At 72.8% G+C, this 14,245-nt stretch carries 10 protein-coding genes; 9 read left to right on the forward strand and 1 reads right to left on the reverse strand.

Features of this window, described 5'->3' with window-relative positions; all coding sequences use genetic code 11:
- Window positions 1-323 precede the first annotated feature (323 nt).
- From ACFT55_RS13075 to ACFT55_RS13085, 3 genes are all read left to right on the forward strand, one after another.
- The gene (locus ACFT55_RS13075) at window positions 324-1,694 is read left to right on the forward strand and encodes a G5 domain-containing protein (protein WP_380244269.1); all 1,371 of its coding nucleotides are present in this window, start codon (window positions 324-326) and stop codon (window positions 1,692-1,694) included.
- A 114-nt stretch (window positions 1,695-1,808) separates the two neighbouring features.
- Complete coding sequence (gene rsmA / locus ACFT55_RS13080; RefSeq protein WP_380244270.1) at window positions 1,809-2,681, forward strand: 16S rRNA (adenine(1518)-N(6)/adenine(1519)-N(6))-dimethyltransferase RsmA; 873 nt, start codon at window positions 1,809-1,811, stop codon at window positions 2,679-2,681.
- Window positions 2,678-3,622, forward strand: a complete 945-nt coding sequence (locus ACFT55_RS13085) for a 4-(cytidine 5'-diphospho)-2-C-methyl-D-erythritol kinase (RefSeq protein ID WP_380244271.1) — start codon at window positions 2,678-2,680, stop codon at window positions 3,620-3,622. Before rsmA ends, ACFT55_RS13085 begins: the two co-directional genes overlap by 4 nt.
- Window positions 3,623-4,087: 465 nt before the next feature.
- Here the strand turns inward: ACFT55_RS13085 and ACFT55_RS13090 are convergent, their stop codons facing one another.
- On the reverse strand, window positions 4,088-5,083 hold the full coding sequence (locus ACFT55_RS13090; protein WP_380244272.1) for an acetylxylan esterase: 996 nt from the start codon (window positions 5,081-5,083) through the stop codon (window positions 4,088-4,090).
- A 161-nt stretch (window positions 5,084-5,244) separates the two neighbouring features.
- Between ACFT55_RS13090 and ACFT55_RS13095 the strand changes: the two genes are divergently transcribed.
- From ACFT55_RS13095 to ACFT55_RS13120, 6 genes are all read left to right on the forward strand, one after another.
- Window positions 5,245-6,465, forward strand: coding sequence for an ROK family transcriptional regulator (locus tag ACFT55_RS13095; RefSeq protein ID WP_380244273.1), 1,221 nt, complete (start codon window positions 5,245-5,247; stop codon window positions 6,463-6,465).
- Window positions 6,466-6,635: 170 nt separating this feature from the next.
- A complete protein-coding gene (locus ACFT55_RS13100) occupies window positions 6,636-7,997 on the forward strand; it encodes an ABC transporter substrate-binding protein (RefSeq protein ID WP_380244274.1) in 1,362 nt (453 codons plus the stop codon).
- Window positions 7,998-8,001: 4 nt separating this feature from the next.
- Window positions 8,002-8,937 (forward strand): carbohydrate ABC transporter permease, encoded by a 936-nt coding sequence (locus tag ACFT55_RS13105; RefSeq protein ID WP_380244275.1) that lies wholly within the window; start codon window positions 8,002-8,004, stop codon window positions 8,935-8,937.
- A complete protein-coding gene (locus ACFT55_RS13110) occupies window positions 8,937-9,845 on the forward strand; it encodes a carbohydrate ABC transporter permease (RefSeq protein ID WP_380244276.1) in 909 nt (302 codons plus the stop codon). The genes ACFT55_RS13105 and ACFT55_RS13110 overlap by 1 nt, the downstream gene beginning before the upstream one ends.
- A gap of 50 nt (window positions 9,846-9,895) precedes the next feature.
- On the forward strand, window positions 9,896-12,961 hold the full coding sequence (locus ACFT55_RS13115; RefSeq protein WP_380244277.1) for an alpha-mannosidase: 3,066 nt from the start codon (window positions 9,896-9,898) through the stop codon (window positions 12,959-12,961).
- A gap of 31 nt (window positions 12,962-12,992) precedes the next feature.
- Entirely contained in the window at window positions 12,993-14,183 is a 1,191-nt protein-coding gene (locus ACFT55_RS13120; protein ID WP_380244278.1) for a glycoside hydrolase family 76 protein, read from the forward strand.
- Window positions 14,184-14,245 lie beyond the last annotated feature (62 nt).

Genomic DNA, 14,245 nt, shown 5'->3' on the forward strand with positions numbered 1-14,245 from the left:
GGGTCGGGCGGCGGGCCTTCGTCCGTCCCAGGGTCGGGGCACGGCCGGCGGCTCCGCCACGGCGACCGTGGTGCTCGTCACGACCGCGCCGCGGGATTAGGTTCTCAATAACGAATCGGTTACGGTCGTGTGTCCCGCAGGCGAGCCGCACCGTTCAGGTGTACGGGCCGCGACGGGAAGACCGCCGGATCGGTGGGTCGGTACTCGGCGCCTCAGGGCGCGGAGGCCGGGAGCGAGGCGCGACCGCGCCGCCCCGGTGCGTGACGGGTCGTCGAGGCCCGCCCTCGACGACCGTGCCCGGACAGCACGACGACTGGACTCTCGTGACCCGCACCCCTCAGACCTCTCCTGTGCCCGCCGTGCCGGCCCCCGAGCCTGCGGCGCCGGCCACGACCGCCCCGACTCATCGCCGCCGCTGGCCTCTCGTGGCCGCCGCGACTGCTGCCGCGGTCGCCGTCGCCGGCGGGGCCGTCGCCTACGCCGACGCCCGCAAGACCGTGACGCTCGACGTCGACGGCGCCGTGCGCACCGTCACCTCCTACTCCGGCTCCGTCGACGACCTGCTGACGTCGCAGGGCGTCGTCGTCGGCGACCGCGACCTCGTGACTCCCGCCGCGGGCGACGAGCTCGAGGACGGCGCCGACATCGTGGTCCGCTCCGGCAAGGAGCTCACGCTCCAGGTGGACGGCAAGCAGGACGACGTGTGGGTCACCGCGCTCGACGCGGACGAGGCGCTGGACACCCTCACCGCCCGGGGTGGCGACGTGCGGATCGTCGCGTCCCGCTCGGGCGACCGCGCCACGCTGCCCGTGGACGTCGACACCGACGGCCCGGTGGCCGTCGTGCACGACGGCACCACGGACGTCGTCGAGGGCGCGGACGACGTCGCGGGCGTGCTGCACCAGGCCGACGTCGACCTCGGCGCCAAGGACCGCGTGCAGGTGACCGGCACCGCCAACCCCGACGTGAAGAAGGGCGTGACGGCCGCGGTCGCGAAGCAGGAGAAGCAGGAGAAGCAGGCCGGCAAGGCCACCGCGACGACCGAGGAGGTCGCCTCGACCGAGCAGGCCGCGGACGCCCCCGCCACGCCGCAGGTGGCCGTCGTCGTCCAGCGCGTCGAGACCAAGAAGGTCACGACCACGAAGGCGATCGCCCACGGCACCAGGACCAAGACGTCGGACGACCGGTACTCCGACCTCGACGCCAAGGTCGCGAAGCAGGGCAAGGACGGCGAGCGCACGATCGTCCGCCAGGTCACCACGGTCGACGGCAAGGTCGTCAAGAAGACCAAGCTCTCCGACAAGGTCACCGCCAAGCCCGTGACCCGCGTGCTGGTGAAGGGCACGAAGGAGCGTCCGGAGGAGCCGGCGGCTGCCACGACCACGACGTTCTCGGGCTCGACCCGGTCGATCGGCCAGCAGATGGCCGCGGCCCGCGGGTGGTCCGGCTCGGAGTGGACGTGCCTCGAGTCGCTGTGGACCAAGGAGTCGGGCTGGAGCGCCTCGGCGTCCAACCCGTCGTCCGGCGCCTACGGCATCCCGCAGGCGCTGCCCGGCTCGAAGATGGTGTCGGCCGGCTCGGACTGGCAGACCAACCCCGCCACGCAGATCGAGTGGGGCCTCGGCTACATCGCCGACGTGTACGGCACGCCGTGCGGCGCCTGGGGCCACTCGGAGTCGGTCGGCTGGTACTGAGACCCGGGTCGGCTTCGCTCGGCTTCGGTCGGCGTCGGCCGGCTTCGGCCGGCTTCGACCGGCTTCGACCGGCTTCGACCGGCACGGTGCGTGCCGCCGAATAGACTCGGCCCCATGACCCACACCCCTGGCGCCCTGCTCGGCCCTGCGGAGATCCGCGAGCTGGCAGGGCGCCTCGGCGTGCGCCCCACCAAGACGCTCGGGCAGAACTTCGTGCACGACGGCGGCACGGTCCGCAAGATCGTGCGCGCCGCTGGGCTGACGCCGGGGGAGCGGGTCGTCGAGATCGGACCGGGCCTGGGGTCCCTGACGCTCGGGCTGCTCGAGGCGGGCGCGTCCGTCGTCGCCGTCGAGATCGACCGGGTGCTCGCGGGGCAGATCACCGAGACGGTGCGGCGGCACGCTCCCGACGCGGACTTCGAGGTGGTCCCCGCCGACGCCCTCGAGGTGACGGAGCTGCCGGGCGAGCCGCCGACCGCGCTCGTCGCGAACCTGCCGTACAACGTCGCCGTGCCGGTGCTGCTCACCTTCCTCCAGCGGTTCCCGACCCTGGAGCGCGTCCTCGTGATGGTGCAGGCGGAGGTCGCGGACCGGCTCGCCGCCGGGCCGGGGTCGCGCACCTACGGCGTGCCGTCGGTGAAGGCGGCCTGGTACGCGGACACGCGCCGGTCGCTCAACGTCAGCCGGCACGTGTTCTGGCCCGAGCCCAACGTGGACTCCGCGCTCGTGTGGCTGGAGCGTCGTGACCCGCCGGTCACGACCGCCACCCGCGAGCAGGTGTTCGCCGTCGTCGACGCCGCGTTCGCGCAGCGGCGCAAGACGCTGCGCGCCGCCCTGTCGGGCACGTTCGGCTCGGGCGCCGCCGCCGAGGAGGCGCTGCGCGCCGCGGGCGTCGACCCCGGGCTGCGGGGGGAGCGCCTCGGCGTGGAGGACTTCGCGCGGATCGCCGAGCAGCTTCCGGTCGCTGCTGGCACGGTGGACGCGTGACGCACCTCGCTGCCGCTCCGTCGCCGTCGGTCCGCGTGCGCGCGCCGGGGAAGGTGAACCTGTCGCTGCGTGTCGGCGCGGTGCAGGACGACGGGTACCACCCGCTGGCGACGATCTTCCAGGCCGTGGCGCTCTACGAGGAGGTCACCGCCACCCAGGTGCCCGAGGGCGCCGGCGTGACGATCACCGTGGACGGTCCCCAGGCCGACCGGGTGCCGGTGGACGAGTCGAACCTCGCCTGGCGGGCGGCGGTGGCCCTGGCTCAACGGGTCGGGGCGACGCCGGACGTGGCGCTGCACCTGGCCAAGGGGGTCCCGGTGGCCGGCGGCATGGCGGGCGGCTCGGCCGACGCCGCCGCGACGCTCGTCGCGTGCGACGCGCTGTGGCAGACCGGCATGAGCCGCCACGACCTGGCGGCGATCGCCGCCGAGCTCGGCTCCGACGTCCCCTTCGCCCTCCTCGGGCACACCGCCGTCGGCACCGGCCGGGGACACCTGCTGACGCCGGCGATGACGCGCGGCGAGTTCCACTGGGTGTTCGCCACCCAGGAGGAGGGGCTGTCCACGCCCGCCGTGTACGGTCGCTTCGACGAGCTCGCGGACGACGACGGCAGCGCGCCGGCCGACCCGAGCCTCGCGGAGGACAACGGGCTCATGCAGGCGCTGCGCGCCGGTGACGCGCACGCCCTCGGGCGCGCGCTCCACAACGACCTCGAACCTGCCGCGCTGTCCCTCCGGCCTGAGCTGGAGCGCACGCTCGCCGTCGCCCGGGACGCAGGCGCGCTCGGCACGCTCGTGTCCGGGTCCGGGCCCACCGTGGCGGCGCTCGCCCGGTCGCGCCAGCACGCGCTCGCCGTCGCCGCGTCCTGGACGGCCGAGGGTGCCGCCGACGCCGTCTGGTGCACCTCCGGCCCCGCGCAGGGCGCCCGCCTCCTGCCCTGACCGCCGACCGGTCCCGCGCGAGCCACCGCGAGGTAGTTCAGGTCTCCGCGAGGTAGTTCAAATCACCGCGAGGTAGTTCTGTGGGCGGCGAGGTAGTGCAGCGAGCGGTGAGGTAGTCGGGCTCACCGTGAGATAGGCCCACCGCGAGGTAGTTGAGACCTCCGCGAGGTAGTGCGGGGAGCGGTGAAGTAGTTGGGACCTTCGCGAGGTAGTCCTGCGGGCGGTGAGGTAGTTCAGGTCTCCGCGAGGTAGTTCGCGTCCCGCGCGACGCGGACTACCTCGCGGAGGTCTCAACTACCTCGCGGGGATCTCAACTACCTCGCGGGGACCTGAACTACCTCGCGGGGACCTGAACTACCTCGCGGAGATCTCAACTACCTCGCGGTGGGGCCTACTACCTCGCGGTGGGCGCTGCTACCTCGCGGAGATCTCAATTACCTCGTGGGGACCTGGACTACCTCGCGGTCAGAGGTGCTTGGACAGCCAGGCCAGCGTCGGGGCGAAGCGGTAGCCCTGGCCGCCCTCGTGCCGGTTGTAGGGGTAGACGTCGATCGCCTTGTCCGGGGTGGTGTCACCGTGCGCGCCCCACTGGTTGTAGGCGGCGTAGACGGTCGACGGCGGGCACACGTCGTCCCGCAGAGCCGTGGAGAACAGACCGGCGGCGCGGGCGCGGCGGGCGAACGAGACGCCGTCCAGGTAGGAGAACGTGCGCCAGACGGCGTCCTCGTGCTCCCGGTGCACCGACAGGTACTGCGTGATCTCCGCGTACGGGAACGCGTCCGAGATCTGCACGGCGCGGCGGTAGTGGCACAGGAACGGCACGTTGGGGGCCGCGGCCGCGACGTCCGGCACGAGGCCCGCGACGGCGATCGCGATGCCGCCGCCCTGGCTCGTGCCGGTGACGGCCACGCGCGCCGGGTCGATGCCGGCGACCTGGCGGACGGCGTCCACGGCCCGCACGCCGTCGGTGAAGACGCGCCGGTAGTAGTGGTCGTGCGGGTCGAGCACGCCGCGCGTCATGAAGCCGGGGGAGGCGGGGCCGCTGCCCACCGGGTCGGGGGTGTCGCCGCCGTGGCCCCAGCCCGAGCCCTGGCCGCGGGTGTCCATGACGAGGTGCGCGTACCCCGCCGCCGCGACGCCCAGGTGGTCGTGCGCGAGGCCGCGGCCGCCGCCGTACCCGACGAACTCGACGACGGCCGGCAGGGGGCCGTCGGTGGCGGCGTCGTGGCGTGCGGGCCGGGTCAGCCACGCCTTGACCGGCTGGCCACCGAAGCCGGGGAAGGTCACGTCGTCCACGACGAGCTCCGTCAGCCCGGTGTCCACGCGCTCCAGCACGGGCGCGTCGTCGTGCGCGCGGCTCTCGGCCAGGGTCCGCGACCAGAACTCGTCGAAGTCGGCGGGCTCGTCGATCAGGGGGACGTACGCCTCGAGCTCGGGCACGGGCAGGTCGAACTGCGCCATCGGGTTCCTCCGGACTTCCTGCGGCACTGCGGTGTCGGAGTGCACTGTAGTGGCCCGGACGGCGACCACGGAGAACGCTTCCCCGCGCCGGACGTCTACGCTGCAACCGTCGGACGGACGAGGTGAGGGACACGGTGCGTCGCGGGACCAATCTGCCGCGGGTGGGCGACTTCAACCAGATGGTGGTGCTCGACCAGGTGCGGCGAGCGCCGGACGGGACGAGCCGCAGCGAGCTCGCCGCCGGGACAGGGCTGTCCCTGCAGGCGGTCTCGAACATCGTGGCGCGGCTGATCGCGCACGGCTACGTCGTGGAGGGCGAGCGGCGGTCCACGGGCCGCGGCAAGCCCCGCACGATGCTGTACCTCGACCCTCGGGGCGCGTACGCGCTGGGCACGCACATCGACCCCGTGGTCGTGACCTCGGTGCTGGTGGACCTCGACGGCCGGACCCTGGAGAAGGTCGTGGAGCCCACCCCGGCCGGGCCGGAGGCCGTCGCGGAGGCGGTCGCCGCGGCCACGGACGCGATGCTCCGGCGCGCCGGCGTGGACCGGGAGGCGGTGCTCGGCCTGGGCGTGGCCGCGCCCGGCCCCGTGGACCTGAACGCGGGCACGGTGCTGCGGCCGCCGCTGCTGGACGGCTGGGGCGAGGTGCCCGTGCGGGACCTCCTGGCGGCCGCGACCGGCTTCGACGTCGTGCTCGACAAGGACGTGTCGGCGGCGATGGTCGCCGAGCTGTGGCGCGGCAACCGGATGCAGCGCGGCACGTCGTTGTTCTTCTACTCGGGCTTCGGCGTGGCCGTCGCGGTCGCGCACGACGGCGAGCTGCTCACGGGCTCGACGCGGAACGCGGGGGAGGTGGGCCACCTCGTGGTCGACAACGACGGCCCGCTGTGCGGCTGCGGCAGCCGCGGGTGCATCGGGGTCTCCGCGGCGCCCGCCACGCTCGTCGCCGAGGCCGTCGCGAGCGGCGTCCTGCCGCCGGACACCCCGGCGTCCTCGCCCCGCGAGCTCGACGCCGCGCTCACGACGCTGTGCCGGCACGCTGCGGACGGCGACGCCGTCGCGGCGGGGATCCTCGAGGTGTCGGCGCGGCGGGTGGCCCGGGGGATCACGGTCGTGGCGGACCTGATGGACGCCGGGGTGGTGGTGTTCGGCGGGCCGGCGTGGGCGCGCCTGGCCCCGCACTACCTGCCGGTGGTGCGGCGGGAGCTGACCCTGCAGGCGACGTTGCGGGAGGTGCACGCCGTCGAGGTGCTGGGCTCCGCCGTGGGGGACCACGTCGGCGCGGTGGGCGCCGCCAGCCTGGTCCTCGACGGCCTGTTCTCGCCCCGCCCGTCTGACCTCGTCGGCGCGACGCCGCCGGGCGCGGTCGTCCGCTCGTAGCCCGTCCCGCTCGAGTCCCGACAGGTTCCCGCCCGGTTCGCGGGAGATTTCCGGTCGATCCGTGCCACAGGGTGCGCCTGCGCCCTTGACAGCATTAACTCAATTCGCTTGAGTTAATCGCGTCAGCCGGCCCGGCGTCGTCGGGCCACTCATGTGGGCAAAGGAGCACCATGCGACTGGCACGACCCCTCGCCGCGAGCACCGCGGTCACGGCACTCGTCCTCGCCCTCGCAGCCTGCGGCTCGGGGGGCAGTGGCGGCGAAGACGGTGACGCGACGATCAAGATCGCCTACCAGAAGTTCGGCAACTTCACGCAGGCCGACGAGCTGTTCAAGGACGTCAAGGCCGAGTACGAGAAGGAGAACCCCGACGTCACGATCGAGCTCGTGCCGATCGAGGCCAGCCAGAACGACTACTTCACCAAGCTCGCGCTGATGAACCGGGCGCCCGCCACGGCGCCCGACCTCATGTACGAGGACACGTTCATGATCAAGTCCGACGTCGAGGCGGGGTACCTGCTGCCGATGGACGACTACCTCGCCGACTGGAAGGACTGGGGCCAGTTCGTGGACCAGGCCAAGCAGGCCGGCCTGGGCGACGACGGCAAGACGTACGGCGTCCCCATGGGCACCGACACCCGCGGGCTCTGGTTCAACAAGGACGTGCTCGCCAAGGCCGGGCTGCCGGACGACTGGGCACCGAAGTCCTGGGACGAGCTTCTCGAGGCCGCGCGCGCCATCAAGAAGGCCGAGCCGGACGTCATCCCGCTCAACGTCTACTCCGGCAAGCCGATGGGCGAGGGGTCGACGATGCAGGGCTTCGAGATGCTGCTCTACGGCACGGGCGGCACGCTCTACGACACCGACTCCGCGAAGTGGGTGGTCGGGTCGCAGGAGTTCGTGGACTCGCTCGACTTCATCAAGACCATCTACACCGAGGGCCTTGCCCCCACGCCGCAGCAGGCGCTCGACCCGAACGTGGGCAATACGGTCTCGGCGGAGTGGCTGCCCAAGGGCAAGCTGGGCATCTCGCTCGATGGCTCGTGGATGCCGGGCACGTGGCTCAAGGAGGGCACGGCGCCGTGGCCCGAGTGGACGGACGTCATGGGCACCGCCGCCATGCCGACCCAGGACGGCCAGGCGCCCGGCGCGGTCAGCATGTCCGGCGGGTGGACGATGGCGATCGGCGCCGGGTCGAAGAACCCCGACGTGGCGTTCGACGTCCTCACGCACGCCCTCGACAAGGAGAACTCGCTGCGGTTCGCGATCGACAACAGCCAGATCGCGGTGCGCAAGGACGTCGCGGCGGAGCCCTCGTACTCCGAGGCGAACCCGACGGTGCCGTTCTTCTCCGACCTCGTCGGCGTGACGAACTTCCGCCCGGCCACGTCCGACTACGCGCAGATCTCTAACGCGATCCAGGTCGCGATGGAGTCGGTGATGACCGGCCAGAAGTCGCCCGAGGAGGCCGCCGCGACCTACGACAAGGCCGTCGTCTCCCAGGTCGGCGAAGAGAACACGACGAACGGCTGACGACGTGACCGCCCTCGCCCCCGCGCCGTCCGCGGCGCCGGGCGCGGGGCCGTCGACGGTGCGGCGCACTCCGGTGCGCCGCACCGCCGGCCGCCTCGTGCCGCTGCTCCCCGCCGTCGTCCTGCTCGCGCTGTTCATGCTCGGGCCGGTCGTCTGGTCGTTCTACGGCTCGTTCACCAACGCCGCCCTGACGGGCCCGGCCGCCGCCAACCCCGAGTGGGTGGGCCTGGACAACTACGTCCAGCTGCTCGGCGACCCGGACTTCCCGAAGGCGCTGTGGCTCACGGTGCTCTTCGTCATCGCGTCCGCGGTGATCGGGCAGAACGTCGCCGGCCTCGGCCTCGCGATGCTCATGCGCTCCGCCCTCAAGCCCGTCCGCGCGGTCGTCTCGACGCTCGTCGTGACGGCGTGGGTGCTGCCGGAGATCGTCGCCGCGTTCGCCGCCTACGCGTTCTTCCACGCGGACGGCACACTGAACTCCCTGCTCGCCGGCGTCGGGATCGCCGGCCCGGACTGGCTGTTCGACCACCCGATGCTCGCCGTCATCCTCGCGAACGTCTGGCGCGGCACGGCGTTCTCGATGATGGTCTACTCCGCCGCCATCGCGGAGGTGCCGCCCGAGATCACCGAGGCGGCCACCGTCGACGGCGCCAACGGCGTCCAGCGGCTCGTGTGGGTCACGCTGCCCACCATCCGGCGCAGCATCTCCACCAACCTCATGCTCACGACGCTGCAGACCCTCTCGGTGTTCACCCTCATCTACGTGATGACCGGCGGTGGCCCGGGCACCGACAGCTCGACGCTGCCGATCCTCGCCTACCAGGAGGCGTTCAAGTTCGCCCAGGTCGGCTACGGCACCGCGATCGCCACCGTGATGCTGATCATCGGCGCCGTCTTCTCCGTCGTGTACATCCGCAGCCTGAAGCCGGAGGTCGACTGATGGCCCAGACCGTCCCCGCGCCCTCGCCGGTGCCCGACGTCGTCGCCCCGCCCGTGCGACGACGGACCTCCCCGTCCGTCGCCGCGCCCGGGCCCCGCGCCGCCCGTGCCCTGTCGAACGTCGTCCTCCTCGTCGTCGGGCTGTGCTTCCTGCTGCCGCTCGGCTGGATCGTGCTCGCGTCCCTCGACGCGAACGCCACCCTCGCCGTCGGCCTGCCGGAGACGTTCACGCTCGCCAACTTCACCGCCGTCATGACCCCCGAGCAGACGTGGGTGCCGCTGACGAACGCGTTCGTCCTGTCTGCCGGCACCGGCCTCATCACCGTGGTGGCGTCCGTGCTCGCGGCGTACCCCCTGTCGCGCTACCGGATGCGCTTCAACAAGCCGTTCATGTACGCCGTCCTCTTCGGCACCTGCCTGCCGATCACGGCCATGATGGTGCCGGTCTACTCGCTGTTCGTGAAGCTCAACCTGCTCGACTCGCTCCCCGGCACCACGTTCTTCATGGCGGCGACGTCGCTGCCCATGGCGATCTGGATGACGAAGAACTTCATGGACTCCGTGCCGATCTCCCTCGAGGAGGCGGCATGGACCGACGGCGCGTCGGCCATGACGACGCTGCGCACCATCGTCCTGCCGCTCATGCGGCCCGGCATCGCCGTCGTGTTCATCTTCGTGTTCATCCAGGCCTGGGGAAACTTCTTCGTCCCCTTCGTGCTGCTGCTGACCCCCGAGAAGCAGCCGGCAGCCGTGAGCATCTTCGCGTTCTTCGGCCAGTACGGCTCCGTGGCCTACGGCCAGCTCGCGGCGTACTCGATGCTCTACTCCATCCCCGCGGTCGCGCTCTACGTGCTCGTCTCGCGGCTCTCCGGCTCGTCGTTCGCGCTCGCCGGAGCCGTCAAGGGCTGACTCCGCCCTGACCTGTCCCACCGTCCCACCCCTCACCAGGAGCTTGATCCATGCACGACACCACCACCCGCACCACCATGCGTCTCGAGCGCTTCGTGAAGGACTGGCTGGAGCCCGCCGTCCTGCGCGAGACCCGGCCGCTCGACGTCGAGGCGTGGACCGTCGGCGGGGAGCCGGTGCCGTTCGACGAGGCCTCCCGGGCCACGTACGCGCCGTTCGCGATCGGCACCCCTTGGGGGCGCCCGTGGGACACCACCTGGTTCCACGTCACCGGTGCCGTCCCCGCGGGGTGGGCCGGGGACGCCGCGCCCGCGGGCACGCGGGTGGAGCTCGTCGTCGACCTCGGTTTCACGGGCGCCGGCCCCGGCTTCCAGGCCGAGGGCACCGCCTGGACCCCGGACGGCCGGATCATCAAGGCCGTCGAGCCCCGCAACAAGCACGTGCCGCTCGTGGCCGGGCAGGCGCTCGACGCCGACGGTCGCGTCGACCTCTACGTCGAGGCGGCGGCCAACCCCGACGTGCCGGGCGGCGCCTGGACGCGGCCGACGCGGATGGGCGCCTGGGACACGTCCGGCCCCGACCCGATCTACGCGCTGCGCACCATGCACCTCGCGCTCGTCGACGAGACCACCTGGGAGCTGCTCCAGGACGTGCGCGCCCTGCACGGCCTGGTGCGCGTGCTGCCCGGCAGCACGCCGCGCGCGGCCGAGGTGCTGCGGGCGCTGGAGGACATGCTCGACGCCGTCGACCCGGACGACGTGGCCGGCACCGCCGCCGCGGGCCGGGCGGCGCTCGCGGGCGCCCTGGCCAGCCCCGCCGCCGCGTCCGCGCACCGCGTGCACGCCGTCGGGCACGCGCACATCGACTCCGCGTGGCTGTGGCCCACGCGCGAGACCGTGCGCAAGTGCGCGCGCACGTTCTCCAACGTGCTGGCGCTGATGGACGAGGACCCGGACGTGAAGTTCGCGTGCTCGTCGGCGCAGCAGTACTCGTGGGTGCAGGAGCACTACCCCGAGCTGTTCGAGCGGATCCGCGAGCGGGTGCGTGAAGGCCGGTTCGTGCCGGTGGGCGGCATGTGGGTCGAGTCCGACACCAACATGCCCGGCGGCGAGGCGCTGGCGCGCCAGCTCGTGGCCGGCAAGCGGTACTTCATCGAGGAGCTGGGCGTGGAGCCCAAGGAGGTGTGGCTGCCCGACTCCTTCGGCTACACGGCCGCGCTGCCGCAGCTCGCCCGGCTCGCGGGCAGCGACAACTTCCTCACGCAGAAGATCTCGTGGAACGACACGAACACGATGCCGCACCACACCTTCTGGTGGGAGGGCATCGACGGCAGCCGCGTCTTCACGCACTTCCCGCCCGTGGACACGTACAACTCGGACCTGTCGGCCGAGGAGCTGGCGCGCGCCGAGCGCCAGTACGCCGAGAAGGGCCGCGCCAACACGTCGCTCGTGCCGTTCGGGTTCGGCGACGGCGGCGGCGGCCCCACCCGCGAGATGGTGGCCGCCGCGCGCCGCACGCACGACCTCGAGGGGTCCCCGCGCGTCGAGCTGTCCGACTCGCAGGCCTTCTTCGACGCCGCGCGCGCCGAGTACGCCGCCCCGCCCACGTGGACGGGGGAGATGTACCTCGAGTACCACCGCGGCACGTACACCTCGCAGGCCCGGACCAAGCGCGGCAACCGGCGCAGCGAGCACCTGCTGCGCGAGGCCGAGCTGTGGGCCGCCACCGCTGCCGTGCGGACCGGGGCCGAGTACCCGGCCGAGCGGCTCCAGCGGCTGTGGCGCACCGTGCTGCTGCAGCAGTTCCACGACATCCTGCCGGGGTCGTCCATCGCCTGGGTGCACCGCGAGGCGGAGCGCAACTACGCCGAGGTGGCGCGCGAGCTCGAGGAGATCGTGGCCGACGCGCTCCGCGCACTGGTGGGCGACGGGGACCGCCCCGTCGCCGTCAACGCCGGCCCGTTCGCGCGCGACGGCGTCGCGGGGCTCGGTGCCACGGCGCTGGACGCGGCGCGCGGCGCGGGCACGGTGACCCCGGTGTCCGGTCCGGCGGGCGACGCGGACGGCTGGGTGCTGGAGAACGACCTGGTGCGCGTGGTCGTCGACGCCGCCGGGCACGTGGTGTCCGCCGTCGACCGGGCGAGCGGGCGCGAGGCGATCCTGCCCGGCGCGCGCGGGAACCTGCTCCAGCTGCACCGCGACGTCCCCAACGAGTGGGAGGCGTGGGACATCGACGAGCACTACCGCCGCAGCACCACGGACGTCACGGACGTGGCGAAGATCGAGGTCGTCACGACCGACGCCGGCCCGGCGCTGCGTGTGCTGCGCGAGGTCGGTGCGTCGCGCATCGAGCAGGACCTGGCCCTGCCGGTCGACGGCCGGGGGCTGCAGATCACGACGCGCGTCGACTGGCACGAGCGGCAGAAGCTCCTCAAGCTCGCGTTCCCCCTGGACGTGCGGGCCGAGCGCGCGACGTCGGAGATCCAGTTCGGGCACGTGCACCGGCCGACGCACGTCAACACGTCGTGGGACCACGCGCGGTTCGAGACGGTCGCGCACCGGTGGGTGCACGTCGCCGAGCCCGGCTTCGGGGTGGCCGTCGCGAACGACTCCACCTACGGGCACGACATCACGCGCACCCGGGCCGACGACGCGACCGACGCGCAGGGCGCCCGCGGCACCACCGTGCGGCTCTCGCTGCTGCGCGCGCCGATGTTCCCCGACCCCGACGCCGACCAGGGCGAGCACGAGCTGCGCTGCGAGCTCGTCGTCGGGGCCGGCATCGACGACGCCATCCGGGCGGGCTACGCGCTGAACCTGCCCGAGCGCGTCGTCACGGGCGACCACGGCGTGGAGCCGCTGGTCGTCGTGGACGACGACGCCGTCGTCGTCGAGGCCGTCAAGCTCGCCGAGGACGGCAGCGGCGACGTCGTCGTGCGCCTCTACGAGAGCCGCGGCGGCCGCGCGCGCACCCGGTTCACGCCGGGGTTCGCGCACACCGGGGTCGTCGTGACCGACCTGCTGGAGCGGCCGCTGGACGCCGCGCAGCGCGACGGTGACGACGTGCTCCTCGAGCTGTCCCCGTTCCAGGTGGTCACGCTGCGCGTGCGCCGCTGAGACCCGAGCACCCCCGAGCGAAGGAGAGACGATGAGGTTCACCAGAGCAGTCGGTACGGTCGCCGCGCTGGCGTGCGCGCTGGGGGCGGCCGCCGCCGCCCCCGCGTCCGCGGACGTCGACACGGGACGGCACGGCGTCTCGCCGCGCACGCAGGAGGCGCGCGCGGTGGCCAGCTACGAGGCCATGCAGGAGCACCTGTACGCCGACGACGGGTCGTCGCTGTACCTGGAGCACTACCCGAGCAAGGCGGACGACCGGACGTACTCGTTCGAGTGGCCGTTCTCCCAGGCGCACATCGCCACGCTCGACCTCGCGGGCATCCCGGGCCGCACCGGCCGCGGGTTCGCCGACGACCTCGCCGACCGCGGCGTCGGGCAGGAGCGGTTCTGGAACGCCGGCGGCGGCACGACGGGCCTGCCCGGCTACGACTCGTACCCGCGGGCGCCGTACGGCGGCGGCGGCGACATGTTCTACGACGACAACGAGTGGGTGGCGCTCGCCAAGGTGCAGCAGTACCTGGACACGGGCGACGACGCGGCGCTCGACCGGGCCGAGGAGATCTTCGACCTCGTGGCGTCGGGGTGGGACACCGACCCGACCCACCCGGCGCCGGGCGGCGTGTTCTGGACGCAGGCGACGTGGAGCACCGACCGCAACACCGTCTCCACGATGCCGGGCGCACAGCTCGCCGCGCGGCTGTACCTGATCACCGGGGACGCCGACTACCTGCGCTGGGCCGAGCGGATGACGGACTGGACCGACCGCTACCTGCTGGCCCCGGACGGGCTGTACTGGGACAACATCAAGCTCGACGGGTCGATCGACAAGACCCACTGGTCCTACAACCAGGGCGTGCCGGTGGGCACGTACACCCTGCTGTACCAGGCGACGGGCAAGGCGGAGTACCTGCGCAAGGCCGAGGCGATCGCGCAGGCGTCGTACCAGTACTACGTCACCGAGGGCAGGCTCGACGGGCAGCCCATGTTCTTCAACTCCATCTGGTTCAAGAACCTCCTGCTGCTGGAGTCGGTGACCGGCGGGCACACCTACCGGGACGCGATGGCGGCCTACGCGGACGCGCAGTGGCGTGACGTGCGCGACCCCGAGACCGGGCTGTTCCCGGCCGACGGCGAGACCACCGAGCTGCTGGGCCAGGCGGCGATGGTGCAGATCTACGCCACGCTCGCGTGGCCGCGCGGCAAGGCGTCGATCCTGTACTGACGCCGTTGCGTCCTTCGAGGACGCTCTGCCGAGCGCGAGCTGCCGCGCCGTCCGACCGGACG

It is taken from the genome of Isoptericola sp. NPDC057191, from assembly GCF_042670225.1.
In the GTDB taxonomy this organism is placed as follows: Bacteria; Actinomycetota; Actinomycetes; order Actinomycetales; family Cellulomonadaceae; genus Isoptericola.